Here is a 21041-nt window from a genome sequence, read left to right on the forward strand (position 1 = left end):
GGAATGCGGATGCCGCCCTGGAAGGACAATAGCGAGGCGATATTGATGATCTTGCCGCCGCCTCGTTCGAGCATATGCCGGGCGGCAGCCTGCGACAGAAAGAAGACGCTCTTCAGGTTGATGTCCATGACCGCATCCCAATCGGCCTCCGTGAAGTCGATGGCGTCGGCGCGGCGGATGATGCCGGCATTGTTGACGAGGATGTCGAGCTTGCCAAAGGTCGCTACCGTTTCGTCGACGATTGCCTTTGTCGGTTCGATCGATCCAAGATCGGCCTTGATGGCGTGAAAACCGGCACCGATCTTGCGAACCGCAGCCTCGGTTTCGTCCATCGATGAGCGGCCGACGGCAACGATCGTGGCGCCAGCCGCAGCCAGCGCGACGGCGATTGCCTGACCAAGGCCGGTATTGGCACCGGTGACGACCGCCACCTGCCCGGAAAGATCGAACATGGTCATGGCGGGCCTCACTTGAGGAATTCGGCGCGATGTGGCGTAAACGTATCGATCAGGCGGCCCTTCTCGAGAGCCTTGACCCCATGCACCAGATCGGGGGGAACGATGAAGCTGCCTCCCTGGTGCAGGGTTTCCGTCCTGCCGTCGATCGTCACCTCGAAACTGCCCTCAGCCACATAGCTTGCCTGGATGTGGGGATGGGAATGAAGCGCACCGACGGCGTCCTTCTCGAAAACGACCTCGACCATCATCATCTCAGGCAGGTAGGCCATGATGCGACGGGTCACGCCCGGTTCCGGACTGGCCCACTCGGCATCCTTGGCCGGCACGAAAAGATCACTCACTGCCATAGTCCCCCTCCTCACCGAAGATCTTCGATGGCGACAAGGTCGACGTCGGTATAGTCGACATTGTCGCCGGCCATGGCCCAGATGAATGTGTAGCTTGATGTACCGACACCGGAATGGATCGACCAACCCGGCGACAGGATCGCCTCCTCGTTCTTGACGATCAGGTGGCGCGTTTCGTTCGGCTCGCCCATCAGATGCACGACGCGGGCCTTTTCCGGCAGATCGAAATAGAGATAGGCCTCCATCCGCCGGTCATGCACGTGGCAGGGCATGGTGTTCCAGACAGAGCCGGCCGCAAGCGTCGTCATGCCGACGACGAGTTGGCACGTTCTGACACCGTCCGGATGGATGAACTGGAAGATCGAGCGCTCGTTGCTGGTTGCCTGTGCCCCGAGATCGAGACGCTTGGCATCTGAAATACCGATATGCTTCGCAGGGTGACGAACATGCGCGGGGGCGCTGAGCAGGTAGAATTTTGCCGGCTGTTCGGCCGATACGGACCGGAATGTCACCAAAGCACCCATGCCGGCATAGACCATGTCGCGGGTACCGGCCTGAAATTCTTCGCCATCGACGCTGACGATGCCGGCACCACCAATATTGACAGCGATCAGCTCGCGCCGGGCCAGAAGCGTGTCGGTCCCGGCGGGCTTGATCGTCTCCAGTGAAAGCGGCGCGGAAGTCGGCATTGCACCGCCGACGATCATCCGGTCGTAATTGGTGTAGTGAAGCTGGATGCGCTCCGCCACGAAGAGCGGCGGCAGCAGGAAATTCTCGCGCAGCTCTTCCGTACTGAACCGTGCCGCCGTCTTCGGATCGATCGCATAGCGGTTGGTGAAATCAGTGTGGCTCATCAAAGCCGTCCTTCCGTCTGTGTTTTCTCAGTTCGTCAGCGACATACTGACGGTGCCGCTTGTCATCTGCGGTGGGGAGCTACCAGCTTCTCGAGCATTGATACCTCGTCCGCTGTAAGGTCTGTCAGGGGCGCGCGTACTGGACCGCTATCAAAGCCCTGCAGGCGCACACCTGCCTTGACGGCGGATACCGCGTAGCCCTTGCGGCGGTTGCGTATCTCCATGAACGGGAAGAAGAAGTCACGCAGGATGCGATTGGTAGTTTCGGTCTTCCCGGCCCTTAGAGCCGTGTAGAATTCCTGCGCCAGAGCCGGCACAAAGTTGAAAACCGCCGACGAATAGGTCGTCACACCCGCACCGAGATATGCGTCCGCAAAGAGCTCGGCAGTCGGCATGCCGCCGAGATAAGTGAGCCGGTCGCCGATGGTTGCTGTGATCTGTCGTACCAGCCCGATTTCGCCCGAGCCATCCTTGAAGCCGACCAGATTGGGGCAAACCTCGCAGAGCCGTGCAAGGGTATCGGCCGACAGGATGGCGTTGTCGCGATTATAGACCATAACGCCGATGTCGACCGCGCCACAAACCGCCTTCACGTGTGCAAACAGGCCGTCCTGGCTGGCATCGATAAGATATTGCGGCAGCAGCAGAATGCCGTCGGCCCCCGCCTCTTCGGCCAATCTGGCAATCCGGACGGCCATCTTCGTGCCGTATCCGCATCCCGACACGATCGGCGTTGCGCCCGCTGATGCCTTGGCAGCACGCACCACCTCCGGCAGCTCGTCGGGGGTCAGCGAGAAGAATTCGCCGGTACCACCGGCGGCAAACAAAACACTCGCGCCGAAACCGGAAAGCCAGCCGACATGGTCTTCGTAGACGGCCCGATTAAACCGATCGTCGTCGTTAAAAGGGGTGACAGGGAAAGAAAGAAGGCCAGCTCCAAGAGCAGCCTTCAAAGAAATGGGGTCCAGTGCCATGGATATCCTCCGGACAGATCGAGAGTCGATGGCAGTGAAACTAGCAGAGATATTATGACTGTCAATAACTCATCATACGATAATTGAGATCACTCAGCCGCGCTTGATGAAATTCCGGTAGCGCTGCTGGCTTCCCTTCAGGTGGAGACGCATCGCCTCTCGCGCCGCAGCCTCATCCTGGTCCGATATCGCCCGGGCAATTCGCAAATGCTCGGCCTGGATCTGCTGCAGGTACTCCTGCGAGGATCTCTCGGTATCACCTTCGGCCAAGACGCCCCTTGGAATGATCTGCTTGCCGACCAACTGTAAAAACTCACGAAAACGGGGATTGCTGGTGGAATCAGCTATCGCCAGGTGAAACGCCCTATCTGCCTCGACTGTCGGCTTTTGATCCTGCTTCAGTCGCTCGATCTCGTCATAGGCCTCAAGAATGGCCTCTTCCTGGGCCGGCGAACGCCGTATGGCCGCAAGCCCGGCGGCCTCGATTTCGATCGCAGCCCGCAGCTCAAGCATTTCAAGCAACGAGGAGATCTTATTGGGATCGGCGCTTTTGAACCCGTCATAGGCGCCGGCTGGAGGCGTCAGGACGAAGACGCCGACCCCGTGGCGCGCTTCGACCAGTCCGTCGGCGCGTAGCGATGCGATCGCCTCTCGGATTACCGTGCGGCTGACCTCGTATTCCTGCGTCAAACCACCTTCCGTTGGCAACCGATCGCCAGGCTTCAAGGCGCCTGACGTAATCGCGTCGCGCAGGCGGCGCGCCACCATCTCCACTAACGTCTCACCGCTTTTGCGTTGCTCTGGCCCCGTCTGCTGAACCACATTGTGCCCCATATTTGTCCCCGCCCTCTGTCGATCTAGACATCCCGAACGACGTCCACCTGTCAAGAGATTGCAAAAATCCGATTGACCAGCATGCGTCAGACATATTATGACATTAGTAACGCCGTATTACAAGTAAGCATCCGGAGGCCTTCGGCAAAGGGATCGCCGTGCACGTCAGCACCGAAACAGTCCAGGCGATGACGCGACAGGACTGTGGAGCGAACCTTCGACATTTGCGTATTCGGACCACCGGCCGGACACAGAAAGAACCTGGAGGAGAAAATTTGAAGATCGTCGATATTAACGTGCGCGTCTTTGCGCACACGACCTATCGCCACGCCGACACGGCAGGGCATGCCCATCCTGGGCCGGCTCACAAGGTCAACCTTGCGCTGCTGACGATCGTCGCAGACGATGGCACCGAGGGCTACTGCTTCTCCCCACCCGAAATCGTTCGTCCGCATGTCCTCGACAAGTTCATCAAAAAGGTACTGATCGGCCAGGATCCATTTGATCGCGAGAGACTCTGGCAGGAACTCGCCCACTGGCAGCGTGGCAGTGCTGCGCAACTGACCGACCGGACCCTTGCTATCGTGGACTGCGCGCTGTGGGATCTCGCCGGACGCAAGCTCGCTGTCCCCGTCCACAAGCTTATCGGCGGCTATCGCGACAAGGTGCGGGCCTATGGATCGATCATGTGTGGCGATGAGCTCGAGGGCGGCCTTGCGACGCCGGAAGACTACGGGCGCTTCGCCGAAAAGTTGGTAAAGCGCGGCTACAAGGGTATCAAGCTGCATACCTGGATGCCTCCGGTGTCATGGGCACCTGATGTGAAGATGGATCTGAAGGCCTGTGCGGCCGTGCGGGAGGCCGTTGGTCCCGATATCCACCTGATGATCGATGCGTTTCATTGGTATAGCCGAACCGAGGCGCTCGAACTCGGCAAGGGCTTGGAGAAGCTGAGCTTCGACTGGATCGAAGAGCCGATGGACGAGCAAAGCTCGGCCTCCTACGCCTGGCTTGCCGCCAATCTCGATATTCCCGTTCTTGGCCCGGAGAGTGCTGGTGGAAAGCACTTCAGTCGCGCCGAATGGATCACCTCGAATGCCTGCGACATCCTGCGGACAGGCGTGCACGATGTCGGCGGCATCAGCCCTGCGATGAAGTCGATGCACCTTGCGGAGTCCTTCGGCATGTATTGCGAAATTCATGGCAACGGCGCCCCGAACCTGATCGTCGCCGCCTGCAGCAAGAATGCCAAGTGGTACGAGCGAGGCCTCTTGCATCCCTTCCTCGAGTATGATGACGGCTTCGAGTATCTGAACGCGCTTGTCGACCCCATGGACGAACACGGCTATGTCCACCTTTCCGACAAGCCGGGCCTTGGAGAAGACATCAACTTCGCCTTCATCGAGGCGAACCTGGTGGCATGAACAAGAGGGGCTGGCGAAGCGTCGTTTGTCAGCCCCTCAGAGCCGCATCGAGCCAGTTGAGCGCAGCGTCCTGCTCTGGGATGGGAAACTCGTGGCCGCCTTGCCAGATGGCCGTTTTCAGATTTTGCATCCCATGCCCAGCCGACCAGAGCTCACGCAGACGGCCAAACGCAGCCTCAACGACAGCTGGAGGGAAATGTCGGTCCTCGCGCCCACTCAGAAAGTAGCCCGGCTTCGGCGCTGCAAGGCCGGCAAAGTCGGGATAGTCCAGCTTGCCCGCGATCTGTGGATGCAGCATGTAGAATGCAGATTGCCCGCGCAACTGGTTGCCGCCGGTCTGCATGAGCCCCTCCAAGGTGCCCATCCAGCCGATTGCACAGAAGGCCGCAATGTCGGCAGAAAGAGCTGCGACCTGCCAGGCGCGGTACCCGCCAAAGGAAAATCCGAAACTTGCCACGCGCTTCCGATCAACTTCTGGCAACTCGCCGAGAAATTTGGCGGCTGCAATATCCTCCATGGCAACGACTGAGGCGAGCGAGACACCAAACTGCATCAGGTTAGCGGCAAGCGCCTGCTGCGCTTCGTAGCCGTTGCCGCAACGGCTTGACCAGCCGAGCGCATCGACGCTGAGAACGACATAGCCACGCCGCGCCGCCGCCTCTCCAGGAAAACGCCCCCCATAGAAACGATCGGCCCACGCCCGCGCTGCTTGCTGCGTTGGACTATCTGATGGCGCAGGGATGACCTTTTCCTTGCCGATATCGAAGGTTGCACCGTGATCATGCAGCATCAACAAGGCTGGTGCAGGTGTCTGTTGGTGTGGCAGAAGGAGAAGGGCCCCAGCCACTTCGCCATTGGAAAATCGAAGGCTCAGCCGTTTGCCGGCATAAGACGAGCAATCCCATTGCGCAATCGTTTCCACCCGGTCGACATGGCATGCGTCAGGGTCGATCGTCTGCAAGACATGGGCCAATGTCGAGGATCGCCACGTCACGAAGTCGACCGAAGAGCCGCCAAACCGCAACGGAAATGCTGGCGCGTCGCGATGCCGTCGAGCGATGGAAGCAAGATTGTCTCGATCGATCATCGGCCTTCATCCATATTGCCCGGCGCTGCCAACCTCACGATTGCGCCGCTTGGCGCCAGCTCAAACTGCCTGGTCGTACTCGACACTGGCTCGGATCAACTCCCTTGCGTAGGGATCGGTCGCCCGCCCCGTCGAAAGGACCGCACGGTCCAGGATCTCGACGATGTGTCCATGCTGCATGACCGCCAGCCGGTCGCACATATGGTCGATCACCGCGAGATCATGCGAGACGAGCAGATAGGTCAGCCCCTTGCGTGCTCTAAGCTCGGAGAGGAGGTTCAGCACTTCTGCCTGAACCGACACATCGAGGGCCGAAGTTGGCTCGTCGAGAAGCAGGACGGAAGGATCGAGGATGAGTGCGCGTGCGATGGCGACGCGCTGGCGCTGCCCGCCGGAGAGCTCGTGCGGATAGCGCTGGAGAAAGGCGGGAGTGAGCCCGACCTCGATCAGCGCCTGTTCCATGCGTTCTTGATGGCGATCCATACGCTGAATACGCAAGGGCTCCTGAAGCGCGGTCTGGATCGACTGGCGCGGGTGAAGCGATCCGTAGGGGTCTTGGAAAACCATCTGGACGGTACGGCAGTATTCGTCCTGAGGCGTATCGCGGACGGCCTTGTTGTTGATCGCAATCCTGCCATCCCACGCGTTCAGCAGGCGGGCGACACAGCGCAGGACCGTCGACTTGCCCGAGCCAGATTCTCCGACAAGCCCGAAGGACTCGCCCTTCTCGACGCTGAAGTTCACGCCCCCTAGAATGCGCTTTGCGTGCACGCCAACGCCGAGCGAAATGGATAGATCCTCAATCTCGATCGCGCTCATGGTGTACCCTCAACTGTTGCGACTTTGATGGTCTGGCTGCGGCTCAAGACAGGCAGTGGGCGGCGGTCACCGCCGATGTGAGGCTGCGCTGCCAGCAGTCCGCGTGTGTAGGGATGTTCGGCGTTCTTCAGGTCGCGCGCCTGCCGTTCCTCGACGAACTCGCCCGACCGCATCACCAGAACGCGGTCACAGAAATTGCGGACCAGGTTGAGGTCATGGCTGATCATGATCAGCCCAATGCCCTTGCTGATCACCAGGTCATTGAGGATCTTCAGCACCTGCATGCGTACGGTGACATCGAGCGCCGAGGTCGGCTCATCGGCGATGATCAGCTCAGGCTCCGGGATCAACATCATCGCGATCATGATGCGCTGCCCCATTCCGCCCGAGACCTCGTGGGGATAAAGACTGAACACCCGCTCAGGATCACGAATCTGCACCGCCTCCAGCATTTCCAGCGTGCGTTGCTTGGCCGCGCCGCGTGAGGCGCCACTGTGTATGCGATAGGCTTCCGCAACCTGATCGCCGACCCGGTGGACCGGATTGAGAGAGAATTTCGGGTCCTGCAAGATCATCGACATACGGCGTCCGCGGACCTGCAACATCTCTTTCTCGCGGCAGGTCAGCAGATCGGTTTCACCGAATTGCATCCGCTCAGCTGTAATTTTGGCTGTCGGCAGAAGCTTCAGCAGCGCCCGACCGATGGTGGATTTTCCCGATCCGGATTCACCAACGATACCCAGCCTCTCTTGTCCGAGCGAAAACGAGATTCCCTTGACAACCGGGTTGTCACCTTTGCGGCCGCGATAACTGACATGCAGATCGCGGACATCGAGGAGATTGGCCATGTGACGTTCCTCACTTCTGCTTCGGGTCGAGCACGTCGCGAAGACCGTCGCCCAACAGGTTGAAAGCAAGACTGACGAGCAGGATCGCGCCGCCTGGAAACGCAACGAGCCACCAGTTGTCCAGCATGTAGCGCCGGCCCGTCGCCATCATCGCACCCCATTCGGGCAAGGGCGGCTGCGCGCCAAGTCCGAGGAAGCCGAGGCCAGCAGCAGTGAGGATCACCGTCGCCATGCTCAAGGTAATGCGGACGAGAACCGAGGGCAGACACATGGGCATGATCGACTTTACGATGATGCGCAGTGGCGAGGCTCCTTGCATGCGCGAGGCAGCGATATAGTCCGCCCCGCGAAAGGTCAGCGTCTCGGCTCGTGCAAGGCGGGCAATCGGTGGCCAGGCAGTAAGCGCTATGGCGATGATCGCGTTCTCCAGGCCCGCTCCCAATGCCGCGACAAAGGCAAGCGCCAAAATCAGACTCGGGAACGACAGGAAGATATCGGTAATGCGCATCATCACCGTATCGCACCAGCCGCCGAAGTATCCGGCTGTCGTTCCGACCAGAAGTCCGACCGGGCCAACGATGATAGACACGATGAAAATGAATGTCAGGCTGATACGGGTTCCATAGACGAGACGGCTGTAGACGTCCCTTCCCAGTTCGTCCGTTCCGAACCAATGAAGGCTGCTCGGTCGGCCGAGAGCGTTGCCGAGGTCGACGACATTGGGGTCATGGCTGGCGAGAACGGGAGCAAGCAGCGCAGTGAACAGCAGTATCGCGACGACGATGACGCCGAAGGCAGCTGTTGGGTTCGCCAGCAGCTCGCCGATGACTGCGGCGAACCGCCTGGCCGCCATGACGACAGGTCCGTTACGACGCTCGGTCAAAACAAGATTGCTCATTTCAAGATGTCCTGGTGCCATGTCACCGCGTCCTTGGATCAAAGATCTTGTAGAGTGCGTCTGAAAGAAGGTTCAGCGCGATGAAGATAACGCCCACCAGCAGCACGCAGGTCATGACCGCGTTCATATCGCCGATGAGCATGTTGTTGGTGATGTATTGTCCAAAGCCCGGCCAGGAGAAGACCGTCTCAATCAGCACCGCCCCTTCGAGTAGGCTGCCATATGCTAAGGCAACGATGGTTACGAGCTGAACCCGGATATTGGCAAAGGCGTGATGCCAGATCGTCCGGCTCTTCGACAATCCCTTCACTCGCGCCGTCGTAACATACTCCTGCCCAAGCTGGTCGAGCATGAAACTTCGCGTCATCCTGGTGATGTAAGCCATCGACGAGTAACCGAGAATGCTGGCAGGCAGGATGAGATGGTTGAGCGCATCGCCGAAGACCTCCCAGTCGCCAGCGATCGCCGCGTCAATGAGCATGAAGCCGGTCGTCTCCGGCACAAGGCCGATATAGTAGTCGGAAATCCGCCCGCCGCCGCCAACGAGCCCAAGCACCGCGTAGAAAATAATGAGGCCGATCATGCCCGTCCAGAAGATCGGCATTGAATGCCCGATTAGCGTCAGGAAGCGGATGATGTGATCGGCTGGCCGATTACGATTGATCGCCGCGAAAATACCGAGTGGTATCCCGAAACCAGCCCCACAAAGAATGGCGAAGGTGGCAAGTTCAATCGTAGCCGGCATGACATGAGCGATGTCGCTGATGACCGGCTGTCCGGTGCGGATAGAAACTCCGAAGTCGCCGCGCACCACGTCCCCGACGTAACGGATGAACTGTGTATGAAGCGGCAGATTGACCCCCAACCGCTCTGCGACCAACTCGTAGGTGGCGCGATCCGCCTCCTCCCCGACGATCGCTCTGACCGGATCCACCGGCATCAGACGACCGATGCAAAAGGTCAGGATGAGGAGGCCGAGCAAGGTCACCATAATGGTGCCGGCCTGCCGCGCGACGGCAAAGATGCGATCATGGCTCATTGCTGGATCTTTCATAGTCACAAAATGGCATATGCGACGGGACACACCCGTCGCACGTGTTGGCGGCCTAGCGTTCCTTGGTGACCGTACGCAATTGCGTCGACCACGACGGATTAAGCGCTAGCCCTTTGATATCGGCGCGCACGCCCACGGTATCCACCACCTCGGAGAAAGGCTGGATCGCCGGCACGAGGTCGGCATAATACCCCTGAATATCGCCGTAGAGCTTAGCCTGAGCAGTCTTGTCGCCTTCAACCTGTGCAGCATCGATCATGCTGTTCAGTTTCTCGTCGAAGAACGACGTGCGCCAACCCTGGAAGTTTGTCAGCTTTGCCTCATCCGAATTGTTCGGGTTGTAGGCGATAGCGCGCAGATTGGAGTCAGGATGCGGCAACTGTCCGCCGCCGCCGCGACCGACAAGCAACTCGAATTTGCGTTCGCGCATCGCGCCGTAAATCTGATCGCCGGACCCGGTGATGACTTCGGCCTTGATGCCCGCCTGCGCAAGTGTCGCCTGGAGAGCCGTTGCGAGGTTCAAGAACGGCGCGTCCGAAATACCGCGAAGCGTCGTCGAAAAACCGTTCGGATAGCCTGCTTCGGCCAGCAGCGCCTTCGCCTTCTCGACATCGAGCTTGTAGCCGGCATCAGGCGATGCACCGAAGATGCCGCTTGGGATCGGCCGATCGCGTAGCTTGCCGAAATAAGGCAGGACAGTCTTGTCGAGACCCTGATAGTCGATCAGATAGCGAAGCGCCTCGCGAACCTTCGGGTTCTTGAACTTCTCATCCTTCATCGACACCGCAAGGTAATAGAAGCCACTGCCACCGATTGTTTCTATCTTCACGTCCTTGTTGGCTTCCAGCGACTTGAGATCGGCCGCCGACATCGAGAAGGCAATGTCGATATCGCCCTTCTCCAGCATCAGGCGCTGGCTCTGCGATTCTGCCAGATGACGCATGATGATGCGGCGCATCGCCGGCTTATCGCCCCAATATTTGTCGTTGCGATCAAGAACGACGCGCTCGTTCGAGCGCCATTCACCAAGCACGAACGGTCCCGACCCCGCCGAATGCGTCGTCAGCCAGGCGGCACCCTTGTCCCCGTCCTTTTCATTTTCCAGCACAGTCTTGCTGTCATAAATCGATCCCGGACCAACGATGCCCAGGGTCATGATGATAAGTTCCGGGTCAACCTTCTTGGGAAGGGTGATGACCACCGTCTTGACGTCCGGAGCGGCGAAGCTTGCCTCGGCGTTGTCGGCAGTGAATCCATGGGTCTTCAAAAACGACGCCTGTGCCAGGTTCAGTAACATCAGCCGCTTCAACGACCAGACGACATCCTCGGACGTGACAGGGTTGCCCGAAGCAAAGGCAGCCCCGTCTCGCAAGGTGAAAGTAATCTTCGACTTGTCATCGCTGACGACCCAGCTCTCCGCGAGTTGAGGCGTGACCTCGGACCTGTTGACAGGATCGAGTGAAACCAGGTTGTCGTATATGTTGGCGAGAACCTGGACCGTCTCCTTGCCGGTAATGGCCGCCGGATCCAATGTCAGGATATTGTTCATCGAGAAGCCAACAACAAGCATGTTTGGCGGCGTTTCGGCACGAAGCGGTGCGCTCCAGCTTGCTGCGCCGATAACCGCTGCAGCAATGATTGCCTTCATGTGATACATCGAAAATCCTCCTTTGCCGACTCCCGATCGACTGGTGATACTATCTGTCATAATATCTCATTAGTCAAGTTGTATGATATGCTCAAACAGCAGCGATCTGTATTTCGCGAGCGGGCGGCAATTGCCCTGACGGTCAGAAACACCTCCCGATAGCAAGAGCGCATGGAGAGCAACTCGCGGGCACTGGCCCGTAAGGCAAAAAGCTCCTCAAACCGATGTCCTCGAAGCGGTGAGCCGCGTCGATCTGAGGCGTAGCGTCCAAAGACGCCGACTGCAATTGTTGAATGCCTTCAGGTAGCCGGCGCGTCCTTCAAGAACGCCGGTTCTCATCTTCGTCGGAAGCGCAAACGGCGAAGGCAGCTTCCTTGGGAAGGCCCCGCCGTTCCGCAGTGCTTATTGTCAGAGGCTGTAGCGCTGAATAGCAGCGCGATCCAATGCCATTGCCCATCCCGGCGCATCGGGAATCCGTGCTAGACCGTCGATAAGATCGATCTTCTCCTGATAGAGCGGAGCGAACCAATCCATGTATTCGAGAGAATGAGCCGTAGGCACATGAGCAAGGAGCTGCAAGCTCATTTCCGGGAAGAGGTGTGACGAAACCGGTAAGTCGAAGCTCGCCGCCAGCGCGCCGACGCGCGCAAATTCCGTTACACCACCAACCCGCTGAAGATCGGGCATGAGAATGGAGGCGGCGCCTGCTTCGATCATCCGCCGAAAACCGTAGCGAGTGTATTCGTTCTCCCCTGAGGCGATCGGTATTCGCAGGGCGTTCGCCACCTTGGCCGAATCCTCGAGGGCATGCGCCGGCACTGGTTCCTCGAACCAGGCGATGTCGAACGGCGCCAACGCATCGCCGAGCCTGATGGCGGCATCCGCATCCAGCACCTGATTGGCATCGACCATCAGCCCGATCTCGCTGCCGATCGCCGCCCGGACCGCTTTGACACGCGGAAGGTCGACTTCGATCCTTCCGGCAAGGCGCAGCTTCATCGCCTTGAAACCCTGCGCGACGAAACCCTCGGCTTGGCGCACCAGTGCCGGGATGTCCTGGGTGAGCCACAGCCCGCCGCTCGCATAGGCTGGAATTGTCTCCCGGCACCTGCCGAGCATCCGCGAGATCGAAAGACCAGTGCGCTTGGCTCTGAGGTCCCATATAGCTCCGTCGATCGCCGAAATGCCCATGATCGAGACGCCGGTGAAGCCGATGAAGTTGATGCGTCGCCAGGCATCCGCCCAGAATGCGCCGGTATCGTCCGGATGAAGGCCGATCACAGCGTCGGACAGCACATGCACCATGGCGTCCAGAAGCTTTACCTGCTCCGGCCGGATGGTGAAGATGAGGTTTTCACCTCGCAATCCTTCATCGGTGCCGAGGTCTACGACGATGCAGGAGAGCTGGCGAATGGTGGCGGTGGCATTGCCGAGCGGTTCGGCGAGAGGCAGGCTAACGGCGGTGGTAGTGAGGTGGGTAATTTTCATGAGACGTTACCGGATCGGGGAGCGCGGAGGCTCGATATAGATTGGCTCGTCGACGAAACCACCGCCTTGCCATTTTGCATGGGACGAGTCCTTGTCCGGGATGCCGGGGCTGCGCTCCAGTTCGGCGCGATAGGTCTCAGAATTGTCCTTCGGCTTCCAGCCGAGATAGGCGGAAGCCGAATTGTCCCACCATTTCGTCTGGTTGTCGGAAACGCCCCAGATGGTCGGACAACCGAGATAGGGCGCTTTGAACACTCGCTCGGTGAGCGAGGCCATGTCGTCGAAGCTCAGCCAGATCGCCAGCATTCGCACTGTCGTCGGCTTCGGCCAGCATGCGCCGATGCGGACGATCGCCGTCTCCTGACCGAACTTGTGGAAATACATCTGCGCCAGGGCTTCGCCGAAGCATTTCGATACGCCGTAGAGGCCGTCCGGTTTGGTCGGCTGGTCGACGCTGATCAACTGGTCCTGGCGATAGAAGCCAACCGTGTGATTGCTGCTAGCGAACAGGATACGCGGCTTGCCATGCTTGCGCGCCGCTTCGTAGAGATTGTAGAGGCCGCGTATATTGGCCTCCAGAATACTGTCGAAGGTGTTTTCCGACGGGATGCCGCCGAAATGCAAGATACCGTCACAGCCTTCCACCATTCGCATCACACCGTCAGCATCCATCAGGTCGCAGCTGACCGGTTCCTCATTGGGCGCAATTGCCGTCAGCGGGGTGATATCGGAAACGCGAATGGTTTCGGCCAGATGACCGAGTCGTTGCCGCATGGCCATGCCCATACTGCCGGCAGCTCCGGTGATCAGAAGCCGCTTCATCCTACTCCTCCTATTCGGACCGAACTCATGTCGGGTAACAGCAATCTTATCATATGACAAGGCGTCAGAAATACGATGCCAAGGCTTTATCGAAGCTCCCTGAGTTTTCTTGTTTAGACAAATTTGCGCGATACTGCCAGCATATGTTGACGAAGGAAGCCGTTTATGTCTTCATACAAGACCGCAGCTCATATGATGTCTTACCCCGAGCGCGCCAGAATGGAGGAACCCCAATGAAATGGATGAGGCATGTGGCGCTCGCCACGGCTTTGACGCTGTCCGCGCCGATGGTCGCATTTGCGGACACGCCTGCCGACCAGTTGATCGTCGGCCTGAGCATGAACAATATCCTTACTCTGGATCCGGCTGCGATCTCGGGCCGCGAGGCGACCGGCGTCATCACCAATCTCTACGACACGCTGGTGGAACTGGGCGCCGACAAGAAGACCGTTAATCCGGGCCTTGCGAGCTCCTGGACGATCGCCGACGATGGCTCGATCACCTTTACGCTGAGAGACGGCGCGAAGTTCAGCTCCGGCAACCCGGTGACAGCGCAAGACGTCGTCGGGTCGATTAAGCGCAACATCAACCTTGGTCTTGTCGGAGCGGGCGTTTGGTCGTCCTTTGGCTACAGGGGCAACAATATCGACTCGCTTTTGACGGCGGACGGCAACAAGATCACCCTCAAGCCCGCCCAAGCGACCGATCCGCAGCTCACCCTCGATATCTTCGGCAAGCCAGATGCGAGCGCGGTCGTCGACATGAAGACCGTCATGTCCCACGAGACCAATGGCGACAGGGGCGCGGCCTGGCTGAAGGTCAATGCCGCCGGCTCCGGAGCCTTCAGCCTGACGCGCTGGTCCTCCAACGAAATGCTCATACTGACGCGATTTGACGATTACTGGGGCGAAAAACCCAAGATGAAGCGGGTCATCTTCCGTCACCTTCCGGAGTCCCAGACCAAACGCCTGATGCTGGAAAAGGGTGACGTCGATGTCGCGATCGGTCTTTCCGTTCCGGATATCGCCGCACTCAGCAATAACAAGGATGTCGAAGTCCAGAGGACGCCGAGCTCGGGCTTCTACTTCCTCGCAGTCAGCATGAAGGACGAACGGTTCAAGAACCAGGATGTCCGCATGGCGATCCGTTATCTCATCGATTACGACGGCATCAACGAGACAATCATGCCGAATTACGGCGCCAAGCGTCTGCGCCCAGTCGCCGAGGGCGTGATCGGCGCCCTGCCGGATCCCGACTACAAGGTCGATGTCGCCAAGGCCAAGGAACTGCTCGCCAGGGCGGGTTATCCGAACGGTTTCGCCGTCAAGCTGCTGACGCTCAACGAACCGCCGTTTGCCGACGCAGCCACCGCGATCCAGGCGACGCTGGCCCAAGCTGGCATCAAGGCCGAGATCGTCCAGGGGGCCGGAGACCAGATCTATGGCCCGATGCGTGAACGCAAGTTCGAGATGATCGTCGGCCGCGGCGGCGGTGGTCAGGAGCCGCATCCGCATTCCAACCTACGAGCACTTGTCATCAATCCAAACAATGCCGACGATGCCAAGCTCAGCGGAATTATCGGCTGGCGGACCTCTTTCTTCGACCAGCAGCTGAACGACATGTCGGCCAAAGCCCTGGTGGAACGCGACCAGGGCAAGCAGAAGGCAATGTATGAGGACATCCAGAAGCGCTACGAGGACCTCGTTCCGGCCCTGCAGCCGATTTCGGCAGTCGTCGACAGCGTCGTCTACCGCGCTGACGTCAAGGGTTACGAAAACCATTACGGCTGGACCGTTCGTCTCCGCACTGTCTCCAAGCAGCGCTGATCCTCATAAGCTCCTCCGGGAAGTGCCCGCGGCCACCGCTGCGGGCGCCTTTATCGGGCACGGGTGATCAAGGACCTGCCTGACGCCATCGCGCATTTTTCAGCGTTGCGCGGCTATGCATGCCTGAGATCGTCAGCCAGGCTGCCAATGCCAGCTCCCTTTGGCGCCCTCACATCGCGCCAATGGTTATTGAGCGGCCGCAGCCGTAGCTATTGAGTAGGATTGATCAGGCCGTCGCTCCCGAACCCGCTGTTGCATTTGGTGGCGGTGCAGTCGAAGTTTCGTTACGAACCTTTAACTTCTCAAAACGGCCAGCAAATGCGAACAAAGAAAGGATGAACAGAGGCACCCGATGAAGAGTTTCTTTCAACGCTATGCAACGCCATTCATAACCGGGCTTTTCCTGGTTTCATTGATTTCCGGGATCGCACTCTTCTTTCACTTCGGCCCCGGCTCATTCCATGGGATGCATGAATGGTTGAGCATGGTCCTAATCCTGCCGTTTGCGCTGCATCTTTGGAAAAACTGGCGATCCTTCATCAATTATTTCCGCCGCGCTCCGATGGCCATCGCACTTGCGATTTCCTTGGCGGCCGCGCTTTACTACTTCCTTCCTTCAGCGCCATCGGAAGGACGACGGGCTGGCGGCCCACCTCAGTTCGCGTTCACCAGTGTCATCCTCAGAAACTCCCTAACAGAGGTGGCTCCGCTTCTTCAGACTCCTACCGAAGACCTAATAGCTGGCCTGAAGGCAAACGGATTTTCGGCCGCAACTCCCGAACTTCCCTTGACGGAGATCGCATCGCGTTCAGGAAAGAGCGAGGGCGAGTTGGTTCAGAGCCTATTGCCTAGATAAAGCAAGTCCTGAAAGACGCGGAGATGAGCGCCTTGTCCTTCATACACCACGAAGGCGCTCCGGCGTGTCTAAACAGTTATGGATCGACGGCGGTCCCACACGAACTGAGTTTTTTCGTGAAACCGCCGGCGCTTTGATAAAAGGGAACCGTAGAGTTCGGCCTGTTCAACCGACCCCGAGAAGGTGTCACAACCAGAGCGCTTTCGGAGAACGGGCCTGCAAGCAGACGCCATACCCGGGTGTCAGGCGAGTTTCGGATCGTCCAAGCGCCATTCGATAGTGCTGACGAGAAAAAGGCGACCGACCCGAGGATCCGTCCGCCCGCTATCCCAGAGCGCAAACCGTCGAAGAACACGACCGTAGTGGCATGAACTTCGGTCCTAAGCGTCTTGGTCGATCCTGACCAGGTGGCCGGGGCTGACTTCGCGATACTGGCGTGTTGGTGGGACGTAGTCGAGGGGACGCACCGGGCTTTTCAGCTCGTCAGCCGCGAGGTTTCGCCGGATACCTCGGCGGGCGGGATCGGGGACCGGCACTGCAGCTATCAGTTTCTTCGTATAGCTGTGCTGCGGATTGCCGAAGACCGCCGGACGCGGCCCGATTTCCACGATCTCGCCAAGATACATGACTGCGACCCGGTGGCTGAGGCGCTCGACGACGGCCATGTCGTGCGAGATAAACAGGTAGGCCAGGTCGAGGCTCTTTTGCAGGTCCATCAGGAGATTGCAGACCTGCGCCTTGATCGAGACATCGAGCGCCGAAACGCTCTCGTCCGCCACGATGACCTTGGGATCAAGTGACAGTGCACGGGCAATGCAGATGCGCTGGCGCTGGCCGCCGGAGAATTCGTGCGGATAGCGGCTCATCATCTCCGCCTTCAGCCCGACCCGTTCCATGAGGTCGGCGGCCTTGTCGCGTGCCTGAGCGCGCGTTCCAAGGCCGTGTTCGCTGAAGGGTTCAGCGATCAAGGTGCCGACGCTCATGCGCGGGTTAAGGCTGGCAAAGGGATCCTGAAAGATCATCTGGATGTTGCGGCGCATGGTGCGCAGACTGGCGCCGTCGAGTTTCAGAACGTCCTTCCCCTCGAAGCGAACGCTGCCGGACCGCGCATCGAGAAGGCGCATGATCGAGCGGCCGGTCGTCGACTTGCCGCAGCCGGATTCACCGACGAGCGAGAGTGTTTCGCCCTGGTGAAGGTCGAAGGAAACGTTCTCGACCGCGTGTATCGCACCGGTTTTGCGCCCGAGCAGCCCGCCGCGAATGTCGAAGCGGGTGACGAGGCCTTTGACTTCGAGGATCGGCTTCCTGTTATCGTCAACGGTTCGGCAAGCCTCTGCGGCCTCTTTCAGCTGGCCGGTCGCCGCGTCCACCACCGGGAATGGAAGTGGCCTTGCACGATCCGTCATCGAACCCAGGCGCGGCACCGCTGAAAGCAAGGCGCGGGTATAGGGATGCTGACCGCGGTGGAAAACGTCGTCCGTCTTTCCTGCTTCAACGGCCTCGCCACGATACATGACGACGGTGCGGTCCGAAATCTCTGCCACCACGCCCATATCGTGGGTGATGAAAAGGACGGACATACCCTCCTCTTCCTGCAGCGTCTTTATGAGATCGAGGATCTGGCCCTGGATGGTGACATCGAGCGCGGTCGTTGGCTCGTCGGCAATCAACAACTTGGGACGCAGGGCCAGCGCCATGGCAATCATCACCCGCTGGCGCATGCCGCCGGAAAACTGGTGGGGATATTCGTCGAAGCGGGAGGCCGCATTCGGGATCCGGACCTTTTCGAGCAGACGGATCGTCTCAGCCCTGGCTTGCGCCGCCGAAAGATTGCCATGGCAGGTCAGTGCCTCGGAAATCTGCCGCCCGATGGTGAAGATCGGATTGAGCGAGGTCATCGGCTCCTGAAAGATCATGGCAACGTCCTTGCCGCGGACACCGCGCATCTCCTTGTCGGAGAGCGAAAGGAGATCCCTCCCATTGAGCAGGATGCGGCCCTCGACGCGACTGCTATTTGCAAGCAGCCGCATGATCGAGAGCGACGTAACGCTCTTGCCTGAGCCGCTTTCGCCGACGATCGCGACGGTTTCGCCGGGCATCACGTCGAAGGAGACGTCGCGCACGACCGGCCGCCAGGCGCCGTCCACCCTGAATGACGTCGTCAAGCCGGAGACCGACAAGACGGGTGCCAAGCCTGCGGCGGGCTTGACGGCGGCTGCGGTTGTCATGGGCTCACCTTCCATTTGCATTAGGTCGCGGGTTTGAGCGGCGTGGCGAACGAGGCGGACGGTCTTCCGGCCGCCACGCGTTCCGCCTCCAGCCCTGCAATCCGCTCGTCGATTTCGCGCCGGTCGATCATGCCGCTCGGATTGTCCCGGGTCGGCATGGTCTCGGCGACATGCAGGTAGCGCTCCTTGGCGACGGCGTAGAGCCGGTTGAGCTCACCCAAGGGATCGGCGTGGTCGTCGACGCGCAGATTGAGCCAGGCAAAATCCTGATCGCGGTAGATGACGAGCGCTGCCGACTGCTTGCCGCGCTTGTCGCCGCCGGCGTCCTCGCCGGCCTGCATGGCTTCAAGCAGCCGTTCGGCCAAGGGCCTGCCCGCCGTCTTCTTGAAGGTGGAAAGCGTTTCGGCGATCACCTGCGGTCCCGCCAGCATGTTGCCGGCGACCGAGACGTTGTCGTCGACCAGATGGCCGGCCCAGTCGATGCACTTGGCGCCGGTGAAGGCCGCGTTGCGGCCCTTGGCATCGACAAGATGCAGCTGGCGCTGGTCCCGCCCCTCGTCGCGCCCGGTCAGAGCCGGAATGATCTCCTCCGGCGACTTGCCGGCGGCGAGCATGGCGAGACCATCGGTGCCGTAGAGCGGGCTCACGAAGGCCTGTGTCGCGACCCCACCGACGCGGCCGCGAATGTGAGGCACGACGCCGCCGACGGCGAAGAAGCGGGTGGCGACCGCGATCGCCAGATGGCCGGTTTCCGGTTCGCGGGCAACGATGGACCAGGTCATGGCGATTATCTCCCGACCGCGTAGGCCTGCATCAGGCGCGGCGTGGCGGCCGCGCGCAACAGTCCGTCGGCATCGCGCCGCGCCGCTGTCAGGCGCCCGACGGTCCATGGATCGGCAACCGTGAGCTTATGGCCCTTCTGGCGCAGCGCCTCGAGCACTGCCGCAGGGAAATTGGCTTCCGCCGTCAGGTCGCCCGGCGCCCGGGTGCGCGGATAGAAGGAGCCCGGGAAATGCGCGGTGTGGAAGAGCGGCTGGTCGATCGCTTCCTGCAGGTTCATGCCATGATGGACATAGCGCAGGAAGAAAGCGAGCTGCCACTGGTCCTGCTGGTCGCCGCCCGGTGTACCGAAGGCGAGTGTCGGCCGCCCTTCATGGAGCGCGATGGAAGGCGTTAGCGTCGTGCGTGGACGCTTGCCCGGGGCGAGCGACGACGGCAGACCTGGTTTCAGCCAGAACATCTGAGCGCGCGAATTGAGGCAGAAGCCGAGGCCGGGAACGATCGGCGAGGATTGCAGCCATCCGCCGGAAGGCGTCACCGACACCATGTTGCCTTCGCTGTCGATGACGTCGATATGCACGGTGTCGCCGCGCTTCTCGCTCAGATGCGCCATGGTCGGCTCGTAGACAGCACCCGTCTTGGCGCCTTCAAGCAGCGCCATGGTGGCATCGTACTGTGCCTCGAAGCCGGAAAGACGGCCGGGACGCAGATCGAAAGAGGCTTCGTTCGTGATCAGCTTGCGGCGCTCGGCGGCATAGGCGTCCGACAGAAGCTGCTCAAGCGGTACGACGGTGAAATCAGGATCGCCATAATAGACCTCGCGGTCGGCATAGGCGAGCTTCATCGCCTCGACGACCGTGTGTACGAAATCTGGACCGGCCGGATCCATGGAGGCGAGATCAAAGCCCTTCAGCAGCGACAGCGATTGCAACAGTACTGGCCCCTGTCCCCACGGACCGGTCTTTGCGACCGTCCAGCCGTGATAGTCATAGGTGACGGGCGCCTCGACGGTCGCCTGCCAGTTTGCCATGTCGTCCGCGCTCAGCACGCCCTTGTGGTGGCTGCCGCTCGCATCCATCACTTCCGCCTTGCGCAGGTACGTGTCGATCGCCTCGGCGACGAAACCGCGATAGAAGGCGTTTCGCGCGGCTTCGATCTGCGCCTCGCGGCCGGACTTGCTCTCGGATTCCGAGACGATGCGCTTCCAGGTCTTAGCAAGCACGGGGTTCTTGAAGTTGGACCAGGGAGCCGGCGCAGAGCCGCCCGGCAGCCAGGTTTCGAACGAGGTCGGCCATTCCTTTTCAAAGAAGTCGGCAAGGCCGGCGATGGTTGCCGAGACACGCGGCAGCACCGGATGGCCGTTCTCAGCATAATGGATCGCCGGTTCGAGAACGTCGCGGACGCTCAAGCGACCGTAGTCGCGCAGCATCAGCATCCAGCCATCGAAGGAGCCCGGAATGACGGTCGCGAGCAGACCGTCGCCGGGGATCATCTTCAGTCCCTCGTTGGTATAGTGCTCGATCGTGGCTCCGGCCGGCGCCGGCGCCTGGGCGCAGATGACCTCGACCTTGTTCTTCTTCTTCGAATAGATGATCGCCGGCAGGTCGCCGCCAGGGCCGACCAGATGCGGCTCGACGATCTGGAGTACGAAACCGGTCGCGACCGCCGCGTCGAAGGCGTTGCCGCCCTTTTCCAGGATGCTCATGCCGACGGCCGAGGCGATCCAGTGCGTCGAGGTGACGACGCCGAAGGTGCCGAGAATTTCGGGGCGGGTCGTGAACGTACTCATCTCAATT

Annotated in this window: 18 protein-coding genes; 2 read left to right on the top strand and 16 right to left on the bottom strand. The window is 60.0% G+C overall.

What is annotated here, in order from left to right:
- The 5 genes from AS026_RS07430 to AS026_RS07450 all read right to left on the bottom strand — a co-directional run.
- The coding region (locus AS026_RS07430) for an SDR family NAD(P)-dependent oxidoreductase (protein ID WP_131815288.1) at positions 1 to 458 on the bottom strand (458 nt) is incomplete at its 3' end.
- Between the two features lie 8 nt (positions 459 to 466).
- Positions 467 to 805, bottom strand: coding sequence for a cupin domain-containing protein (locus AS026_RS07435; RefSeq protein WP_062368932.1), 339 nt, complete (start codon positions 803 to 805; stop codon positions 467 to 469).
- An 11-nt stretch (positions 806 to 816) separates the two neighbouring features.
- The gene (kduI, locus tag AS026_RS07440; protein WP_062369227.1) at positions 817 to 1659 is read right to left on the bottom strand and encodes a 5-dehydro-4-deoxy-D-glucuronate isomerase; all 843 of its coding nucleotides are present in this window, start codon (positions 1657 to 1659) and stop codon (positions 817 to 819) included.
- Positions 1660 to 1721: 62 nt separating this feature from the next.
- A complete protein-coding gene (gene kdgD, locus AS026_RS07445; RefSeq protein ID WP_425349769.1) occupies positions 1722 to 2633 on the bottom strand; it encodes a 5-dehydro-4-deoxyglucarate dehydratase in 912 nt (303 codons plus the stop codon).
- A 93-nt stretch (positions 2634 to 2726) separates the two neighbouring features.
- On the bottom strand, positions 2727 to 3467 hold the full coding sequence (locus AS026_RS07450; protein WP_062369228.1) for a FadR/GntR family transcriptional regulator: 741 nt from the start codon (positions 3465 to 3467) through the stop codon (positions 2727 to 2729).
- A 275-nt stretch (positions 3468 to 3742) separates the two neighbouring features.
- On the opposite strand from AS026_RS07450, the gene AS026_RS07455 reads away from it, so the two are divergent.
- Positions 3743 to 4891 carry a mandelate racemase family protein gene (locus AS026_RS07455; RefSeq protein ID WP_062369229.1) on the top strand — a complete coding sequence of 383 codons (1149 nt, stop codon included), beginning with the start codon at positions 3743 to 3745 and terminating at the stop codon, positions 4889 to 4891.
- 28 nt (positions 4892 to 4919) lie between these two features.
- On the opposite strand, the gene AS026_RS07460 is transcribed toward AS026_RS07455, so the two are convergent.
- From AS026_RS07460 to AS026_RS07495, 8 genes are all read right to left on the bottom strand, one after another.
- Entirely contained in the window at positions 4920 to 5978 is a 1059-nt protein-coding gene (locus AS026_RS07460; protein WP_062369230.1) for a dienelactone hydrolase family protein, read from the bottom strand.
- A gap of 60 nt (positions 5979 to 6038) precedes the next feature.
- Positions 6039 to 6797, bottom strand: coding sequence for an ABC transporter ATP-binding protein (locus AS026_RS07465; protein WP_062369231.1), 759 nt, complete (start codon positions 6795 to 6797; stop codon positions 6039 to 6041).
- Positions 6794 to 7645, bottom strand: a complete 852-nt coding sequence (locus AS026_RS07470; protein ID WP_062369232.1) for an ABC transporter ATP-binding protein — start codon at positions 7643 to 7645, stop codon at positions 6794 to 6796. Before AS026_RS07470 ends, AS026_RS07465 begins: the two co-directional genes overlap by 4 nt.
- Before the next feature lie 10 nt (positions 7646 to 7655).
- Complete coding sequence (locus AS026_RS07475; RefSeq protein WP_100248137.1) at positions 7656 to 8498, bottom strand: ABC transporter permease; 843 nt, start codon at positions 8496 to 8498, stop codon at positions 7656 to 7658.
- A gap of 67 nt (positions 8499 to 8565) precedes the next feature.
- On the bottom strand, positions 8566 to 9582 hold the full coding sequence (locus tag AS026_RS07480) for an ABC transporter permease (protein ID WP_062369233.1): 1017 nt from the start codon (positions 9580 to 9582) through the stop codon (positions 8566 to 8568).
- A gap of 67 nt (positions 9583 to 9649) precedes the next feature.
- Positions 9650 to 11245 (bottom strand): ABC transporter substrate-binding protein, encoded by a 1596-nt coding sequence (locus AS026_RS07485; RefSeq protein WP_062369295.1) that lies wholly within the window; start codon positions 11243 to 11245, stop codon positions 9650 to 9652.
- Between the two features lie 408 nt (positions 11246 to 11653).
- Complete coding sequence (locus tag AS026_RS07490; RefSeq protein ID WP_062369234.1) at positions 11654 to 12733, bottom strand: mandelate racemase/muconate lactonizing enzyme family protein; 1080 nt, start codon at positions 12731 to 12733, stop codon at positions 11654 to 11656.
- A gap of 6 nt (positions 12734 to 12739) precedes the next feature.
- Entirely contained in the window at positions 12740 to 13555 is an 816-nt protein-coding gene (locus AS026_RS07495) for an NAD-dependent epimerase/dehydratase family protein (RefSeq protein ID WP_062369235.1), read from the bottom strand.
- Positions 13556 to 13788: 233 nt separating this feature from the next.
- Between AS026_RS07495 and AS026_RS07500 the strand changes: the two genes are divergently transcribed.
- Positions 13789 to 15381 (top strand): ABC transporter substrate-binding protein, encoded by a 1593-nt coding sequence (locus AS026_RS07500; RefSeq protein WP_100248135.1) that lies wholly within the window; start codon positions 13789 to 13791, stop codon positions 15379 to 15381.
- 1236 nt (positions 15382 to 16617) lie between these two features.
- Here the strand turns inward: AS026_RS07500 and AS026_RS07510 are convergent.
- The 3 genes from AS026_RS07510 to AS026_RS07520 are packed head-to-tail and all read right to left on the bottom strand — an operon-like array spanning position 16618 to position 21034.
- Positions 16618 to 18465 (bottom strand): ABC transporter ATP-binding protein, encoded by a 1848-nt coding sequence (locus AS026_RS07510; protein WP_062369237.1) that lies wholly within the window; start codon positions 18463 to 18465, stop codon positions 16618 to 16620.
- A gap of 20 nt (positions 18466 to 18485) precedes the next feature.
- Complete coding sequence (locus AS026_RS07515; protein ID WP_062369238.1) at positions 18486 to 19247, bottom strand: DUF1028 domain-containing protein; 762 nt, start codon at positions 19245 to 19247, stop codon at positions 18486 to 18488.
- 5 nt (positions 19248 to 19252) lie between these two features.
- Complete coding sequence (locus AS026_RS07520) at positions 19253 to 21034, bottom strand: gamma-glutamyltransferase family protein (protein WP_062369239.1); 1782 nt, start codon at positions 21032 to 21034, stop codon at positions 19253 to 19255.
- Between the last annotated feature and the right edge of the window lie 7 nt (positions 21035 to 21041).

It is taken from the genome of Rhizobium altiplani, from assembly GCF_001542405.1.
GTDB classification, from domain to species: Bacteria; Pseudomonadota; Alphaproteobacteria; order Rhizobiales; family Rhizobiaceae; genus Rhizobium; species Rhizobium altiplani.

Coding starts and splice junctions, on each gene's coding strand:
- AS026_RS07435 (WP_062368932.1), bottom strand. CDS start 805: ATGGCAGTGAGTGATCTTTTCGTGCCGGCCAAGGATGCCGAGTGGGCC.
- kduI (WP_062369227.1), bottom strand. CDS start 1,659: ATGAGCCACACTGATTTCACCAACCGCTATGCGATCGATCCGAAGACG.
- kdgD (WP_425349769.1), bottom strand. CDS start 2,633: ATGGCACTGGACCCCATTTCTTTGAAGGCTGCTCTTGGAGCTGGCCTT.
- AS026_RS07450 (WP_062369228.1), bottom strand. CDS start 3,467: ATGGGGCACAATGTGGTTCAGCAGACGGGGCCAGAGCAACGCAAAAGC.
- AS026_RS07460 (WP_062369230.1), bottom strand. CDS start 5,978: ATGATCGATCGAGACAATCTTGCTTCCATCGCTCGACGGCATCGCGAC.
- AS026_RS07465 (WP_062369231.1), bottom strand. CDS start 6,797: ATGAGCGCGATCGAGATTGAGGATCTATCCATTTCGCTCGGCGTTGGC.
- AS026_RS07470 (WP_062369232.1), bottom strand. CDS start 7,645: ATGGCCAATCTCCTCGATGTCCGCGATCTGCATGTCAGTTATCGCGGC.
- AS026_RS07475 (WP_100248137.1), bottom strand. CDS start 8,498: ATGGCGGCCAGGCGGTTCGCCGCAGTCATCGGCGAGCTGCTGGCGAAC.
- AS026_RS07480 (WP_062369233.1), bottom strand. CDS start 9,582: ATGAGCCATGATCGCATCTTTGCCGTCGCGCGGCAGGCCGGCACCATT.
- AS026_RS07485 (WP_062369295.1), bottom strand. CDS start 11,245: ATGAAGGCAATCATTGCTGCAGCGGTTATCGGCGCAGCAAGCTGGAGC.
- AS026_RS07490 (WP_062369234.1), bottom strand. CDS start 12,733: ATGAAAATTACCCACCTCACTACCACCGCCGTTAGCCTGCCTCTCGCC.
- AS026_RS07495 (WP_062369235.1), bottom strand. CDS start 13,555: ATGAAGCGGCTTCTGATCACCGGAGCTGCCGGCAGTATGGGCATGGCC.
- AS026_RS07500 (WP_100248135.1), top strand. CDS start 13,789: ATGAAATGGATGAGGCATGTGGCGCTCGCCACGGCTTTGACGCTGTCC.
- AS026_RS07510 (WP_062369237.1), bottom strand. CDS start 18,465: ATGACAACCGCAGCCGCCGTCAAGCCCGCCGCAGGCTTGGCACCCGTC.
- AS026_RS07515 (WP_062369238.1), bottom strand. CDS start 19,247: ATGACCTGGTCCATCGTTGCCCGCGAACCGGAAACCGGCCATCTGGCG.
- AS026_RS07520 (WP_062369239.1), bottom strand. CDS start 21,034: ATGAGTACGTTCACGACCCGCCCCGAAATTCTCGGCACCTTCGGCGTC.